The 14,990-nt window shown below is 67.7% G+C and carries 16 protein-coding genes; 7 read left to right on the forward strand and 9 right to left on the reverse strand.

The genetic code is table 11. The features are described from left to right. The first annotated feature begins 29 nt into the window (after window positions 1-29). Window positions 30-383: a hypothetical protein gene (locus tag Q7V45_RS02795; RefSeq protein ID WP_304846612.1), complete on the forward strand. Its 354-nt coding sequence runs from the start codon at window positions 30-32 to the stop codon at window positions 381-383. Between the two features lie 103 nt (window positions 384-486). On the opposite strand, the gene Q7V45_RS02800 is transcribed toward Q7V45_RS02795, so the two are convergent. The 3 genes from Q7V45_RS02800 to Q7V45_RS02810 are packed head-to-tail and all read right to left on the reverse strand — an operon-like array spanning window position 487 to window position 3,858. After that, on the reverse strand, window positions 487-1,260 hold the full coding sequence (locus tag Q7V45_RS02800; RefSeq protein ID WP_304846614.1) for a short-chain dehydrogenase/reductase: 774 nt from the start codon (window positions 1,258-1,260) through the stop codon (window positions 487-489). A 12-nt stretch (window positions 1,261-1,272) separates the two neighbouring features. Beyond that, window positions 1,273-2,163 carry an MBL fold metallo-hydrolase gene (locus Q7V45_RS02805; protein ID WP_304846616.1) on the reverse strand — a complete coding sequence of 297 codons (891 nt, stop codon included), beginning with the start codon at window positions 2,161-2,163 and terminating at the stop codon, window positions 1,273-1,275. 24 nt (window positions 2,164-2,187) lie between these two features. Beyond that, on the reverse strand, window positions 2,188-3,858 hold the full coding sequence (locus Q7V45_RS02810) for a PQQ-binding-like beta-propeller repeat protein (protein ID WP_370692546.1): 1,671 nt from the start codon (window positions 3,856-3,858) through the stop codon (window positions 2,188-2,190). 131 nt (window positions 3,859-3,989) lie between these two features. Here Q7V45_RS02810 and Q7V45_RS02815 point away from each other — a divergent pair, with 131 nt between their 5' ends. The 3 genes from Q7V45_RS02815 to Q7V45_RS02825 are packed head-to-tail and all read left to right on the forward strand — an operon-like array spanning window position 3,990 to window position 6,260. After that, complete coding sequence (locus Q7V45_RS02815) at window positions 3,990-5,141, forward strand: CaiB/BaiF CoA-transferase family protein (RefSeq protein ID WP_304846620.1); 1,152 nt, start codon at window positions 3,990-3,992, stop codon at window positions 5,139-5,141. Between the two features lie 24 nt (window positions 5,142-5,165). Beyond that, window positions 5,166-5,861 (forward strand): EI24 domain-containing protein, encoded by a 696-nt coding sequence (locus Q7V45_RS02820; protein WP_304846622.1) that lies wholly within the window; start codon window positions 5,166-5,168, stop codon window positions 5,859-5,861. Window positions 5,862-5,870: 9 nt separating this feature from the next. Then, window positions 5,871-6,260: a hypothetical protein gene (locus Q7V45_RS02825; RefSeq protein ID WP_304846624.1), complete on the forward strand. Its 390-nt coding sequence runs from the start codon at window positions 5,871-5,873 to the stop codon at window positions 6,258-6,260. Window positions 6,261-6,274: 14 nt separating this feature from the next. Here Q7V45_RS02825 and Q7V45_RS02830 read toward each other — a convergent pair whose 3' ends face one another. Beyond that, a complete protein-coding gene (locus Q7V45_RS02830) occupies window positions 6,275-7,765 on the reverse strand; it encodes an alpha/beta fold hydrolase (RefSeq protein WP_304846626.1) in 1,491 nt (496 codons plus the stop codon). Between the two features lie 119 nt (window positions 7,766-7,884). On the opposite strand from Q7V45_RS02830, the gene Q7V45_RS02835 reads away from it, so the two are divergent. Beyond that, window positions 7,885-8,703, forward strand: a complete 819-nt coding sequence (locus Q7V45_RS02835) for a LytTR family DNA-binding domain-containing protein (RefSeq protein WP_304846629.1) — start codon at window positions 7,885-7,887, stop codon at window positions 8,701-8,703. 84 nt (window positions 8,704-8,787) lie between these two features. Here the strand turns inward: Q7V45_RS02835 and gtdA are convergent, their stop codons facing one another. Both gtdA and Q7V45_RS02845 read right to left on the reverse strand, forming a co-directional pair. Continuing rightward, a complete protein-coding gene (gene gtdA, locus Q7V45_RS02840; RefSeq protein ID WP_304846632.1) occupies window positions 8,788-9,831 on the reverse strand; it encodes a gentisate 1,2-dioxygenase in 1,044 nt (347 codons plus the stop codon). 7 nt (window positions 9,832-9,838) lie between these two features. After that, window positions 9,839-10,657: a gamma-glutamyl-gamma-aminobutyrate hydrolase family protein gene (locus tag Q7V45_RS02845; protein WP_304846635.1), complete on the reverse strand. Its 819-nt coding sequence runs from the start codon at window positions 10,655-10,657 to the stop codon at window positions 9,839-9,841. A gap of 164 nt (window positions 10,658-10,821) precedes the next feature. Here Q7V45_RS02845 and secB point away from each other — a divergent pair, with 164 nt between their 5' ends. Further along, entirely contained in the window at window positions 10,822-11,343 is a 522-nt protein-coding gene (gene secB, locus Q7V45_RS02850; protein WP_304846638.1) for a protein-export chaperone SecB, read from the forward strand. Window position 11,344: 1 nt separating this feature from the next. On the opposite strand, the gene dnaQ is transcribed toward secB, so the two are convergent. From dnaQ to Q7V45_RS02865, 3 genes are read right to left on the reverse strand one after another with little or no spacing between them, the layout of a single operon-like run. Beyond that, window positions 11,345-12,031, reverse strand: a complete 687-nt coding sequence (dnaQ, locus tag Q7V45_RS02855) for a DNA polymerase III subunit epsilon (RefSeq protein ID WP_304846641.1) — start codon at window positions 12,029-12,031, stop codon at window positions 11,345-11,347. Between the two features lie 25 nt (window positions 12,032-12,056). Continuing rightward, window positions 12,057-12,719 (reverse strand): dephospho-CoA kinase, encoded by a 663-nt coding sequence (coaE, locus tag Q7V45_RS02860; protein WP_304846644.1) that lies wholly within the window; start codon window positions 12,717-12,719, stop codon window positions 12,057-12,059. 35 nt (window positions 12,720-12,754) lie between these two features. Continuing rightward, window positions 12,755-13,732 carry a quinone oxidoreductase gene (locus Q7V45_RS02865; RefSeq protein WP_304846647.1) on the reverse strand — a complete coding sequence of 326 codons (978 nt, stop codon included), beginning with the start codon at window positions 13,730-13,732 and terminating at the stop codon, window positions 12,755-12,757. Window positions 13,733-13,846: 114 nt separating this feature from the next. Between Q7V45_RS02865 and Q7V45_RS02870 the strand changes: the two genes are divergently transcribed. Then, on the forward strand, window positions 13,847-14,986 hold the full coding sequence (locus Q7V45_RS02870; protein WP_304846650.1) for a PQQ-dependent sugar dehydrogenase: 1,140 nt from the start codon (window positions 13,847-13,849) through the stop codon (window positions 14,984-14,986). The last annotated feature ends 4 nt before the right edge of the window (window positions 14,987-14,990 follow it).

Below are 14,990 nucleotides of genomic sequence, written 5' to 3' on the forward strand. Positions count from 1 at the left end.
TTTCCGGAGATCATCACGGGAGACCGATCATGCTTCGCGTTGTCACCTTGGCCGCCGCCGCACTCGCGGTCTCGGCCTTCCCCGCCCTGGCGCTCGACTGCCCCAAGCCGCAGCCGACGGCGAAGCCCGGAATCCTGAAGGAAACCCCGGCCCAGATGGCGGCCGTCGGAAAGCAGCTTGCCGGCGCGGACAAGTTCAACGCCATCGCCTCGGCGACGGCCGATCTCCGCATCCGCTATCCCGGCGTCGAGAGCGCCGAAGTGGTGAACTATCTCGTTACCGCCTACTGCCCGGCCGTGGCCGCCGACAGCAAGCTGAGCGAAGCGCAGAAGAAGGCGGCCGTCGACGGCTTCGCCGCCCAGGTGATGCGCCAGGTCTACTAGGCTGAGCGAAGCTCAGCCCCAGGAGCGGCAGGCCGCGGCTTGATTACAAGCCGCTAAGCCTTAGGCAATGTCCGAGAGCGCCGAAGGAAGAGCGACCACCCGACTAATGGCGGGCCGCCTGCCCGCCATCGAGGGTCATGACCACGCCGCTGATGTAGCTGGCGCGGTCGGAGGCCAGGAACACGGCGAGGTCGGCGACCTCGTCAGGTTCGGCGGCGCGGCCGAACGGCATGTGCTTCGTCAACTCCGCCCAACGCTCGGCATCACCGAACTTCTTCTCGGCCTGTTCGCGCAACCGCGTCAGCATGCGGTCGGTGCGGGTGGCCGGCGGATTGATTCCCACCACGCGCACGCCGTGATCGACACTCTTCGACCCGACCGCGCGGGTGAAGGCCATGACACCGGCGTTACCCATCGTGCCGGCGACGTAGTCGTAGTTGAAGCTCTCGCCGGCGAGGCCGATCACGTTCACGACCACGCCCGCCTTGCGCGCGTACATCTTCTCCAGCATGGCGCGGGTGGCGTTCACATAGCCGAACACCTTGAGATCCCAGGCTTCGCGCCACCTGGGTTCGGTCATGCCGAAGACGTCACCCTGCGGGATGGCGCCGGCATTGTTTACCAGGATGTCGGCATGGCCGACCGCCTCGACGACGCGGCGTGCGGTGTCACCGTCCGAGAAATCGGCGGGATGGATCTCGACCGGCACGTTGTGGCGGGCGCGGATCTTTTCTCTCGCCGCTTCCAGCGAGTCCTTCGAACGCGAGGCGATGTGCACCGTGCAGCCCTCGGCCGCGAAGCCCATGGCGCAGGCGAAACCGATGCCACGGCTGCCGCCGGTGATGAGCACGGTCTTGCCGGAGAGCTTCATGTCCATTGGTCGTTCTCCCTAGAGCCGGTAGACGCTGTCGATGGCGGCGCGTCCATCCTCGGTCCTGACCCGTCCGTCCTTCACCATCTGGACGAGATGCGCCAGCATCGAGCGGCCGGCCGCCGGGTGCAGATGGACCGGCGTGTCGGCATAGTTCTTGGCGACCATCTGCGGGATGGTCTGCGGACCGTCCTTGAGACGCGCGATGATCTGCGCCTCGCGGCCCAGCCGATGATCGATATAGGCCTGCACGAACGGATTGGGATCGCGGATCTCGGCGCCGTGCGTGGGGATGTAGAGGCTCTCGTCGCGCGGCAGCAGCTTGCGCAGCGAGGCGAAGTAGTCGGCCATGTTGCCGTCGGGCGGCGAGATCACCGCCGTCGACCAGCCCATGACATGGTCGCCCGAGAGCAGCGCCTTGTCTTCCTTCACCGCGAAGCAGAGATGGTTGGAGATGTGGCCGGGCGTATGGACGGCCTCGACGTTCCAGCCGTCGCCCTGGATCACGTCGCCGTCGTTCAGCTTCACGTCGGGGGCGAAGGAGAAATCGCCCTCCTGCTCGGCCGTCACGCCTTCGGGCGTCGGATGCGGCCCGTAGCTGTAGACCTTCGCGCCCGTCGCCTTGGCCAGCGCCGGCGTCGCCGGCACATGGTCGACATGGGTGTGCGTCACCAGGATATGCGTCACCGTCTCGCCGCGCAGGGCGCGCAGCACCGCATCGATGTGTTCCTGATGGTCGGGCCCGGGATCGACGACCGCGACGTTGCCGTGGCCGATGATGTAGGTGCCGGTGCCCTTGAAGGTGAACGGGTTCGGGTTATTGGCGACGACCCGCCGGATCAGCGGCGTCACCTCCATTGCCGTACCGTAGTCGAACTTGAAGTCCCTGATGAACGGAATGCCGGCCATGTAAGCCTCTCTGGAGTGCGCCGACTACGGCGGCGTCAATTTGTAGAGCGAGTTCCGGATGTCGGAGCTGACATAGACGATGCCGGTGCGGCCGACCGCGACGCCGGTCGGCACCAGGGCCGGCGGTCCGCCGGGGAACGGCGCCAGGCCGATGTCGAGGTTGGAGGCGATCACCGTCTTGGCGCCGGTTGCGGGATCGATGGCGACGACCCTCTTCTGGCCGACTTCGGCAACATAGAGCCGGCCGTCCGGCCCGAGGTCGATGCCCTCCGGACCGGTCAGGTTGTCGGCCACCACCCGGCGCGTGCCCGCGGCGACGTCGATCTCGGTGACGACGCCGGCCGAGATCTCGGTGACGTAGATCAGCGGGCCCGCCCCGTGCACCATGGCGACCGGACCGCGCAGCTCCTTCATGACCGTGCTGCGCTCCTTGCCGTCGGCGCTCACCTTCACGAGGTTGCCGCTCGCCAGCTCGGCCACGTACATCGTGCCGTCGGCGAACTCGACCGCATCGACGGGCGCCGCGAATTCGCCGAGGGTCGCCACCAGCTTGCCGGTCTTGCGGTCGACCTTCTCGACGGTGTTGGAGAACCAGCTCGACAGCAGCACGTTCTTCGGCCCGACCGAAATGCCGATCGGATAGGCGTGCGTCTCGCCATGCACGCGCAGCACGTCCGTCACGTCGCCGGTGGTGCCGTCGACCTTGCGATAGCTGAACACGTCGGCCACATGCACCGTGTCCTTGCCGCCTTCGCTGGTGACGGCGAGGTCGGTCGGGACGGCGAGCTTGCCTTCGACGATGGTACGATGCGCGCCGGTGTGCTTGTCGACCAGGTAGACGCCGTTGTCGGTCATCGAGGTCACGAACAGCCGGCCGCGCGAATCGAAGGCGAGATTGTCGAGGCCCGGCTTCATCGAGGCGACCAGCTTCTTGGCCTTGCTGGTGAGGCTCACGCTCCAGATGCCGCCGGTCCCGGTGTCGACGACATAGACGTTGTCGCGGTTCTGCGGATCGATGTTGGCGGCGGCCGGCGTCTTGAAGCCGGAAGCTATCACTTCGGCGGCGCCGGTCTCGAGATTCACCTTCACGATCTCGCCCTTGAACCAGAGCGGCCCGTAGAGGAAGCCGTCGTCCTTGTGCACTTCGAAACCGTTGAGGCCGCCCAGCTTCTCGGCGATGCGGCGCAGTTCGTTGCGCGCCAGCGGCTTGAAGTCGGGCTTGTCGACGTTCCTGATGTCGATCTCGTAGAGTGCGTCGCCGAGGAAGACCTCGGAGACGAACAGCCGTCCGTCCTTGCCGAACGCGAGCGAGTTGGGGCCGGTCATGCCGTTGGCGACCTCGATGGTCTTGCCGTTCGGCTTGCGGACATAGACCTTGCCGATCAGGAACGCCGTCCACGCCATCGTGCCGTCGTCGGCAAAGGCGATGTCGTCGGCCATGCCGGTCGGCGGATCGATCACGCGGTCGACCTCGCCCGAGTCGACCTGCACGCGATACAGCGTCTGACCGATCACCGAGCCGGCAAAGAGCTGGTCGTCCTTGTTGAAGGCAAGCCCGTGCACGCCATGGAACCAGGAGCCCGGCACCAGGAACTGCTGGCTGTACTCCCTGGGCGGCGGCGCTTCGGCCTGCTGCGCCCACGCGCCACTGGTTACGCCGAACGCAAGCACCGCCGACGCGACAATGCGGCCCAACCCCATCCCGTTTCCTCCGACCGACCCACTCGCGGCGCGGACTTTAGACCGCGTGACAGGTTTTGTAACGCCGAACCCTTCCGCTACCATCAGGCTTCGACAGAAGAACACTCATTCTGCAGGAGGAAATCATGGCAGGCCCGCTTAACGGACTGACGATCGTCGAACTGGCCGGAATCGGTCCGGGCCCGATGTGCTCGATGATGCTGGGCGACATGGGCGCCGACGTGATCCGGGTCGACCGCACCAAGGCGCATGTCATGGACCGGCTGGCCGACCCGAAATTCGCGGTCCACAACAGGAGCCGCCGTTCGGTCTCGGTCGACCTGCAGAGCAAGGCGGGCGTCGAGGTCGTGCTGCGCCTGATCGAGAAGGCCGACGGCATGACCGAGCCGTTCCGCCCCGGCGTCGCCGAGCGGCTGGGCCTCGGGCCCGATGTCTGCCTCGCCCGCAATCCGAAGCTCGTGTACGGCCGCATGACCGGCTGGGGCCAGGAAGGCCCGCTCGCCAAGGCTGCAGGGCATGACATCAACTACATCGCGCTGACCGGCGCCCTGCACGCGATCGGCGGCAAGGACAAGCCGATGCCGCCGCTCAACCTGGTGGGCGATTTCGGCGGCGGCGGCATGCTGCTGGCCTTCGGCATGGTGTGCGGCCTGCTCGAGTCGCAGCGTTCCGGCAAGGGCCAGGTGGTCGACGCCGCCATGGTCGACGGCGCGGCCCTGCTGCTGGGCGGGATCTACGGCATGGCCGGGGCCGGCCTGTGGAACGACGAGCGAGAGAGCAACATGCTCGACGGCGGCGCGCACTTCTATGGCACCTACGAGACCAAGGACGGCAAGCATGTCTGCATCGGCTCGATCGAGCCGCAATTCTATGCGCTGCTGCTCGAGAAGACCGGCCTGAAGGACGAGCCGCTGCCGGCGCAGATGGACCGCAAGGCCTGGGGCCAGCTCAAGGAGCGGCTGGGCGCCATCTTCAAGACCAGGACGCGCGACGAATGGTGCGCGATCATGGAAGGCACGGACATCTGCTTCGCGCCGGTCCTCAGCATGAAGGAAGCGCCGTCGCACGCCCATGCCAAGGCGCGCAACGCCTATGTCGATGTGGCCGGCTTCCCGCAGCCCGCTGCCGCGCCGCGCTTCTCGCGCACCAAGGAGGGCGTGAAGGGCCCTGCGGCGAAGCGCGGCCAGCATACCGACGAGATCCTGTCCGAACGCGGCTTTTCGGCCAAGGAGATCGGCGAACTGAAGGCCGCCGGTGTCGTCGGCCCGCAGGCCTGATGTCACATTCATGATGGGACGCCCATGATCCGTGCCTTCGAACTGGCGGTGCAGCAGCTTGGCGACCCCAAGCTGCGCGTCATCGTCTGGCAGTCGCTGGCGCTGTCGCTGGTGCTGCAGGTCGCGCTGGGCGTGCTGGCCTGGTGGGGGCTGCAGTCGCTTGCGACCTTCCAGTGGTCGTGGGTGAACGAGACGATCCGCTGGCTCGGCGGTGGCGCCGTGGCGGTCCTGGCGCTGATGCTGTTCCCGGCCAGCTTCGGCATCGTCATCTCGATCTTCATGGAGCGGATCGCCGACATCGTCGAGGCGCGGCACTATCCGCAGCTCGGCCCCGCCCGCGGCATTCCGCTCTGGACCGGTCTCTGGTCGGGCATCGTGTTCCTGTTCACCCTGCTGGCGATCAACCTGGTGATGCTGCCGTTCTATGTCGTGGCTCTGTTCGTCGCCGGGTTGGGCGCCGTCCTCTTCTATGGCGTCAATGGCTGGCTGGCCGGCCGCGAATATTACGAACAGGTCGCGTTGCGCCGGCGCGACCCGGCCGAGGTCAAGGCCTGGCGCAAGGCCAATGCCGGCACCCTGTGGCTCACCGGCATCGCCATCGTCTTCCTGGGCACCATCCCGATCCTCAACCTGATCGTGCCGGTCCTCGGCGTTGCCGCGATGGTTCATATCGCACAAACGCTGAAGCCGCCCCTTAACCGGCCGATGACGCCGCGTTAAAGTGCGGCCATGAAATCTGTATTTGGGGCACTCGCGGCTGTCCTTCTGCTGGCCGGCTGCCAGACCGGCGGCCCTCAGGAATATTCGCTGGGCGCCGGTGAGAAAGGCGTCTTCAGCTCACGCAACGCCGGCTCGCCGATTCCGCCTGAGCGCATCAAGGGACTGGACGAGGCGCAACTGGTCGCCTTGTTCGGCGCGCCGCAGCTCGACCGAAAGGACGGAACGGCCCGCGTGCTGCGCTACAAGTCGGACGCCTGCACCCTCTTCGTGTCGATGTATCAGCGCGACGGCCAGCCCTTCAAAGCCGAGTTCGCCGACGCCTACGACACCCATCTGCGGCCGCTGCCGCCCGACCAGTGCGCCGGTTCCATCGCGGCACAGAAGAAGCGCGTCGCCTGACATTGCGGTCAGGTTCAGGTCCCGCTTTCCCCTGACAGCCGCCGCCACAGCGCGGCGATGGCTGCGCAGGCCCGCTCCCGGGCGATCATGTCGAGATGGCCGAGGCCTGGCACCACTTCGACTGAAATGCGCGGATTGAGGTCCTTGAGTAGTGGCGCGTATTGCTCCGCCCGGAACAGTTCATCGTTCTCGCCGACGGCAATGATCATCGGCCGGTCGATGCGCGCAATCTCGCGCCGCCAGTCTCGGCTGAGCTGAAGCCCCGAGGCGAGCCGGAAGGAATAGACCGGGGTGCGAGTCTCGCTCGGCGCTGACCCCGTGGCGAAGCGCACGACCGGCAGACCCTGGAACCAGGGCATGCCGAAGCCGTCGAGGATCGAGAGCGCGATTACGCGCGGCACGGCCACGCTCACCCAGCCGCCGGAGGCGGGGCGTGTCGTGGGGGCATCCTGCGCGATGTAGGGCGAGATCGCGAGATAGGCATCGAAGGCCTGCCGGTTGGCGCCGCTGGCCGCGCGCAGCACGAAGCCGCCGCCGGAGGAGAAGCCGATCAGCGTCTTCTGGAGTCCGGGCTTTGTGAGGCCAGCAGCCTCGAGGAAGTCCATGAGATCGTCGTCTAGCTGATTTCGATACGAGGTGTCGCCATTGGCCGTGCCGCTGCCGCCATGGCCGCGCAGGCTGATCGAATAGACCGTGGCCCCCGCCGCCTGCAGCGCCTGCGCCGACTTGTGCATAGAGATGTTGGTGCCCGACGAGCCATGGACCAGCACGACGGCGCGGTCGGGGCGGGCCGGATAGACCCGGTAGGCGAGCGACGCACCGTCGCGCGCCGCCACGCGCCGCACCGGAGGAAGCTCGGCCATGTTCCAGGTCGACATGCCGGGCAGCGAATCGCCCGCGAGCAGGCGCGGCAGTTCACCGGGACTGCTGAAGGCAATGACGCCGCCGAAGCCCGCAGCCACGGTCAGCAGGAAGATCGCCGGCGCCCAACGGAGCCGCCGGATCCAGCGGCTGGACCTAGCGCCGACACCGCCCAACCAGCCCAGGCCGATGCCGGCCACGAAGCCGCCGACACCGCCGGCCAGGGCGATCCAAGCCGGATCGGCACGAAGCGCGGGCGCCATCCCGAAGACAACGCCCAATGCGTAGCGGACGGCGAAGATCGAGATGCCGAAGACCAGCATGAACCAGCCGCCGGCGATCTCCAGCCGGCCATCGTCGAGGCGGTGCACGGTGCGGCGGCGGCCCAGCAGGTCGCCCAGCGGCAGGGCGACGGCCAACGCCACCAGCCAGGCGACCATGGCCAGCGCAGGCTGGGCGGCCTGACCAAGTCCGACGAAGGACAGGACCAAGCCGACGACCGGCAGGATCGCCAACCGCCACAGCGGGAGCGTCCGGGCGCGCAGGCCGAGCACCCCCAGCCAGACCACGAGCATCATCAACGGCCACACCCAGAGGGGCGTGTTCGTGACGATCTGGAAGAGGATCTGGAACGGCTGCGACATGACGGGCTCCGCGGATGACGGCGTTGCGCTCACCTTCCGTGCGGCGCCGGTTCCGATCCATCGTCGCTGCGTGGAAGTGCTGGCGTTTTTCGCGATCTGCCGTCATTCATCCGTTCACGATGCGCGAATCGCCCTACGTCCGGTCGCTCCCGTACCAGCTGCTGCCGGTACTTGGCATCGCCGTCGTCCTGGCCGTGCTCGGACCGTTCGGGACCTACGAGCGCATGGACCTGACGCAACGGCTGGCCCATTTCGGGATCATCGGCGCCCTGAGCTGGATCCAGGTCGTCCTGCTCGCCGCCTGGTTCGGCACCATCGAGCCGATCGACCGCTGGCCGGTCGCCGGCCGGATGACCTTGGTCGGCCTGCTGGCGGCGGTGCCCAGCACCTTCGAGGTCATCGTCGTCCATTCATGGCTGGTGAAGCCGATTCCGCTGTCGCTGGCGCCGAAGCTCTATCCGGAGAATGCCTTCCTGACGGTGGTCGTTTCGGTGATGATCGGTCTGTTCGTCGAGCAGCGCCTGCGCGCCAAGGCCGACGCCGAGCGCGAGCGAGTCGCCGCCCTGCCCGTACCCGCCGCTCCGGAGGCCAGCTCAGCCCAGTCCGCCACCCCCGACTTCCTGCGTCGGGTCCCGCCAGCCCTGGGCCGCGACCTTCTCGCCCTCGAAATGGAGGACCACTATCTGCGCATCCACACCGCTTTGGGCAGCGACCTGGTGCTGATGCGCCTGCGCGATGCGCTGGCGGAGCTGGGGCCTGACCGCGGGCGGCAGGTTCATCGCTCGTGGTGGGTGGCGGAGGGCGCGGTCGCCTCGGTGGATCGAAGCGCCGGCCGGCTCGTCCTGGTCCTGCGCAACGGCCTGCACGTGCCGGTCAGCAAGACCCATCGCGACAGCGTCAGGGAAGCGGGCTGGCTTACCAACACTTTGTCATCCTGAGCGAAGCGAAGGATCTCGCGTCGGCTACGGAATCCTTTGATCGCTCGGTCAGGTCCTTCGCTTCGCTCAGGACGACCGTCAACCTCACTTGCCGCCGCGATCCTCGCGCCAGAGGTCGAGCTTCTCCTGGATCGGGCGATCGGAAAAAGAGAACAGAACGGCGTCGCTGTCGGCCCGATGCTCTACCTTGGCCCAGCTGGGCACGACGAAGTGGTCGCGCTTCTTCCAGCGCATCACCGTGTCGCCGATCCGGCTCTCGCCCGCGCCTTCGACCACCGAGAAGACCGTGCCGTCGGTGCTGCGATAGGGTGCGGTCGAGAAGCCCTTCGGGACCAGCTGCATGAAGGTGCCCATGGTGGCGATCGGGGTACCGCCGCTCGCCGGATTGACGTAGCGCAGCTTGTAGCCATGGCAGGGATCGGGCGCGCCGGCCCTGGCCAGCCCGTGCAGCGCCTCACGCGTGCGCGCATAGGGATAGTTGAAGATCGGCGAGGTCTGCTTCGAAGGCTTCCAGTCGACCGGCAGGAGACCGCTCGCGAATTTCGCGTCGGAGGTGCCCAGCGGCGTCGTCACGACCTGCTCCTCGGTCTCGCCGTTCTCCGCGAAGCCCGCGTTGAACATCGCGACCAGCGGGATGTCGAGCCCGTCCAGCCACACCATCGGCTTCGCCGACTCGTTGCCGTGATCGTGCCAGGTCCAGGTCGGCGTGATCACGAAGTCGCCCTCGTGCATGATCGTGCGCTCGCCGTCGACCGCGGTATAGGCACCCTCGCCCTCGACGATGAAGCGCAGGGCCGACTGGGTGTGGCGATGGCTGGGCGCCACTTCGCCCGGAAGGATCAGCTGCAGGCCGGCATAGAGCGTCGGCGTGATGCAGGCGCTGCCGGTCATTGCCGGATTCTCGAGGATCAGCACCCGCCGCACCGCTTCCTTGGCGGTGATGAGCGCCCCTGATTCCATCAGGAACGGCCGCACCTTGTCGTAGTCCCAGTGCGCGGCCTGGTACTTCGGCGCGGGCCTGGGCGGCACGAGCTGGTGCAGCGATTCCCAGAGCGGCGCCATCGAGAGGCCGCCGATACGCTCGTAGAAGTCGCGCCGCGCGTTGTTGCCGGTGGTCGGCGACGACACTGAGTGCCTACTCGGCGGCGCGCAGCAGCGGCGCAGCGCGGGCCGTCATGCGGGCGCGGCAGGCCGCCGCGAACGCGTCGAACAGCTTCATCGAGATCGGGTTTTCGAGTGCCTTGTATTCGGGGTGCCATTGCAGCGCCAGAACGAAGCCGGGCGCGTCGGGCACGCTCAGCGCCTCGACCTGTCCGTCCTCGCAGCAGGTCGCCTCGAGTCGCGCCCGCGGCGACAGCTTGTCGACGCCCTGTGCATGCAGCGAGTTCACCCTCACGCGACGCTCGCCCAGCAGGTGCTGCAACAGGCCGCCCTCGGCGATGTCGATGTCGTGGGCGGGCGCATAGTTCACGTCCATGTCGGGCGACTTGGGCGAACGGTGATCGCGCCGGCCCTCGACCTCGTGCACGTGCTGGTGCAGCGAGCCGCCCAGCGCGACATTGACCTCCTGCAGACCGCGGCAGATCGCGAACAGCGGCACGCCGCGGTCGATCGTGTGCCGGATCAGCGGCAGGGTGGTGGAGTCGCGCGCGCGGTCGTGCAGCGTGCCGTCGCGGCTCTCCCTGCCATAGTGATGCGGCTCGACGTTGGACGGGCTGCCGGTCAGCAGAACGCCGTCGAGACTGTCGAGCAGGCGATCCATCGCCTCGAGGAAGCCTGGCTCGTCATCGCCGAACTCGGGACCGATGGCGGGGATCAGGACCGGCAGGCCACCGACGGCGCGAAGCGCCGCCTGGACATATTTCTCGCCGACCGTGTGATGCCAGCCGCCTCGACCATTTTCCTTGAGACAGGCGGAAACACCGATCAGGGGGCGTGAAGAGGAGCGAGTCATGGGCTGCCGGAGCGTGCAAATAGTGAGAAATTCATTCTCGCCGTTGCCCCGTCTCTTGGCAATTGCCCGGCGCCCGCTCCTGCCCCCAGCTTGTGCAGTGCTGCCCTGCATGGTACCGCCGCGCCGCAGCAAAACGTTTGTCCAAGACGATTGGAAAGAGCGCCATGACGACCACCCCTCCGCCGTCCGCCCCGCCCTCCGGCCAGACCGCCCAGGCGGGCCCCGCCGCGCCGCTCACCCTGCACGGCCAGTACATCAAGGATCTGAGCTTCGAGAATCCGCGCGCGCCGCAGAGCCTGATCGAGCAGACGCAGCCGCAGCTCACCCTGAACGTGCAGGTGGCCAACCGCCAGTTCGACACCAAGACCTTCGAAGTGTCGCTCACGATCGAGGCCTCCGCGCATACGCCGGAGAAAGAGCCCCTGTTCATGCTCGAACTGGTCTATGCCGGCACCGTGACCCTGGGCGACCTGCCGCCAGAAGCCTTCGGCCCGATGCTGTTCATCGAGACGCCGCGCCTGCTCTTCCCGTTCGCCCGCGCCATCGTGGCCAACGCCACGCGCGAGGCCGGCTTCCCGCCGCTCAACATCGCGCCGGTCGATTTCGTGGCCCTCTTCCGCCAGCAGCTCGAGGCCAATGGCGGCCAGATGCCGGGCGTCCCCGCCGGCCCGGTCGGCCACGCCTGAGCTAGGCCGCGTCGGCCTTCAGCCAGAGCGGGTCGCTGATCCTGTTCAGGAACTCCGCATGCGCGGCGAGCTCGGCAGGGCTTGCCGCGTGCGGACGGGCCGGCCGGATGGGCCGGCTCTGGTCGACGAGGCCTTCGAGGCCCGCCGCCACCATCTCCGGGGCCAGTCCCAGATCGCGCTGCCGGCCGCCGCTCAGCTCCAGATAGACTTCCGCCAGCAGCTCCGAATCGAGCAGTGCGCCGTGCTTGGTGCGCTTGGTGTTGTCGATGCCGAAGCGGTCGCACAGGGCATCGAGGCTGGCGCGCTGGCCGGGAAACTTGCGCCGCGACAGCGAAACGGTGTCGACATAGTCGTTCGCGATCCTGGGCTTGCCGGCACGGGCAAGCTCGGCGTTGAGGAAGCCCAGGTCGAACTGCGCATTGTGGATGACGAGCTGGGCTTCGCCCAGGAACGCCAGCAGTTCGTCGGCCCTGTCGGCGAACAGGGGTTTGTCGGCCAGGAATTCGTCGGTGAGGCCGTGCACTTCCTGGGCGCCGGCCGGCATCGGCATCTCGGGATTGAGGTAGAGCTGCAACGAGCGGCCGGTGGCCACCAGGTTGACCAGCTCGATGCAGCCGATCTCGACCACGCGATGGCCGGCGAGAGGATCGAGGCCCGTGGTCTCGGTATCGAGGACGACTTCACGCATCCCGATCTTGTAGCCCGATGCGCGCCTACTTGCGACGCGCGCGCGCGAGCCGGGCTGTGAATTTCTCCCGCCACGGATTGGGCGGCCAGAACTGCCCGGGCAGCCCACGCAATTCGGCGACGGCCCTGCCAAGTGCCGCGCGGGTCGGCGCCAGGCCCATACCGGTCGGGATGACGATGCTGGCCTTGCGGCGCTTCAGCGAGTCCGGCGCCTGCTGACGCAGGATGCCCTCGAACTTTTCCGTCGTCATGCCGGGCCGGGCCAGCACGCGGCGGCGCTGCAGGAAGGCCGGGGCGCTGACGACCAGCGTGGCATCGACGCGGCGCTCGCCCATGCCCTCGAACAGCAGCGGGATGTCGAGCACGACCAGCTTCTCGCCCGCAAGGGCGGCCCGCCGCAGGAAGGCGCGCTGCTTGTGGCCGACCAGCGGATGAACGATCGCCTCGAGGCGCCGCAGAGCCTCCTTGTTGCCGAAGACGCGGGCGCCCAGCGCCTGACGGTCGAGTACCCCCGCCTTCACGACGCCGGGAAACGCCGCCTCGATACCGGGCAGCGCCGCACCGCCCGGCGCCTGAAGGGCGTGGACGGCGGCATCGGCGTCGTACACGGGCACGCCCATCTCCCGCAGCATCTTCGCTGCGGTCGACTTGCCCATGCCGATCGAACCGGTCAGTCCGACGATGACCATCTAGGGGACCATCTACGGCAACGCGTCGCGCAAGATCAGGGAACCAGAACGGTCTGGCCCGTGGTCTTGCGGCCCTCAAGGTCGATATGCGCCTGGGCGGCTTCGGCCAGCGGATAGTGCTGGTCGATGGAGATCTTCACCTTGCCGCTCTTCACCATCTTGAACAGCGAGCGGGCGCTGGCCTCGAGATCGGCGCGCGTGGCGGTGTAGGCGGCGAGGCTGGGGCGCGTGACGTAGAGCGAGCCCTTGGCGTTCAGGATGCCGATCGGCACCGGCGCGACGGCGCCCGAGGCATTGCCGAACGACACCATCAGGCCGCGCGGCTGCAGGCAGTCGAGCGAGGCCGCCCAGGTGTCCTTGCCGACGCCGTCGAACACCACGGGGACGCCCTTGTTCTTGGTGATCTTCTTCACCTCGGCCACGATGTCCTGCTTCGTGTAGTCGATCACCCACTTGTAGCCGTTCTTCTTGGCGAGAGCGGCCTTCTCGGGCGACGAGGTCGTGCCGATCACCTTGTAGCCGCGCGCCTTCGCCCACTGGCCGAACAGCAGCCCGACACCGCCGGCGGCGGCGTGGAACAGGATCGTGTCGCCCTTCTTCAGCCACGCCTTGGCGGTCCGGTCGACGAGATACTCGGTCGTCATGCCCTTGAGCATGATCGCAGCGGCCTGCTCGTCGCTCACGCCCGCCGGTACCTTCACGAGCTGGTCGACGCCCATCAGGCGCTCCTGGCAGTAGGCGCCCAGCACGCCGCAATAGGCGACGCGGTCGCCCTTCTTGAAGCCCTTCACCCGGGGGCCGATCTCGACGATCACGCCTGCAGCCTCGCGGCCGACCGCGTTGGGCAGCGGCGTCTGGTAGAGGCCGGAGCGGGTGTAGACGTCGATGAAGTTCAGGCCGATGGCCGTGTGACGCAGCTTCACCTGGCCGGGACCGGGCTTGCCGACCTCGACGTCTTCGAGCTGCATCTTCTCCGGGCCGCCGTTCTCGTGAATCAGGATGGACTTGGACATTTAATAATTCTCCCCTTGCCGCGGCGGCCGAGGAACGCCTTCCGCTTGCGAACGTCGAGTATAGTGACCAGCTTTTCATGCGCCAGCCCGGCGCGGCCTTCGACAGGAGAGTTTATGCTCAGGAAGGTTTTTCTCGGACGTCGCCGCCTCCTGACCGCGAGCGCCGCCGCGGCAGTGGCCGCCCCCGCCATCGTGCGCGCCCAGCAGGTCCTGCGCAGCAGCAAGGGCTCCTACAGCCTGAGGATGCTGACGCTCGATCTCGAACAGCCATGGGGCATGGCCTTCCTGCCCGACGGCCGCCTGCTGATCACGGAGCGGCCGGGCCGGCTGCGGATCTTCGCCAACGGCCGGCTCGAACGGGCGCCGGTGGGCGGCCTGCCGAAGGTCTATGCGCGCGGGCAGGGCGGGCTGCTCGACGTCTGCCTGCATCCCGATTTCGCGCGAAACGCCCGGCTCTATCTCACCTACTCCGGCGAGGGCGAGGGCGGCGCCGCGACGGTGCTGGCGCGGGCCGAGTTCCGCAACAACGCCCTGGTTGGCGTGCAGCGGATCTTCGAGGCCCTGCCTCGCACGTCCGGGGGTCTGCATTTTGGCTCGCGCGTCGTTTTCGACCGGGCGGGCCTGCTCTACGTGACCTGCGGCGAGCGCTACCAGATGCAGCGCGCGCAGAACCTCGCCGATCTCGGCGGCAAGGTCGTGCGGCTGCGCGACGACGGCACCGTCCCGCCCGACAATCCCTTCGTCGGCCGCGAGGGCGCGCGGCCCGAGATCTTCACCTATGGCCATCGCAACCCGCAGGGCATGGCGATGCATCCCGTCACCGGCCGCATCTGGCTGGTCGAGCACGGGCCGCGCGGCGGCGACGAGCTCAACCTGCTGAAGGCCGGCGCCAACTACGGCTGGCCGCGGGCCACCCACGGCATCGACTACAGCGGCTCGACGATCAGCCCGAGCAAGAGCCTGCCCGGGATGGAAGACCCGGTGCGCGTCTGGGTGCCGTCCATCTCGCCGAGCGGGCTCGCCTTCTACACCGGGGACCGATTCCCCGGCTGGAAGGGCTCGGTCTTCACCGGCGCCCTCTCCGACAACGCCCTGATCCGCATCGAGCTCGACGGCGACCGCTATGTCGGGGAAGAGCGGTTGCTCGTCGACCTGCTTCCCTATATCCGCGACGTTCGTCAGGGCCCCGACGGCCTCCTCTACATCGTCACCCACACCGACAGTGGGGGACTCTATCGCCTGGAGCCCGCGTAACGGC

Origin of the sequence: Reyranella sp. (assembly GCF_030651995.1) — a bacterium.
GTDB lineage: Bacteria > Pseudomonadota > Alphaproteobacteria > Reyranellales > Reyranellaceae > Reyranella.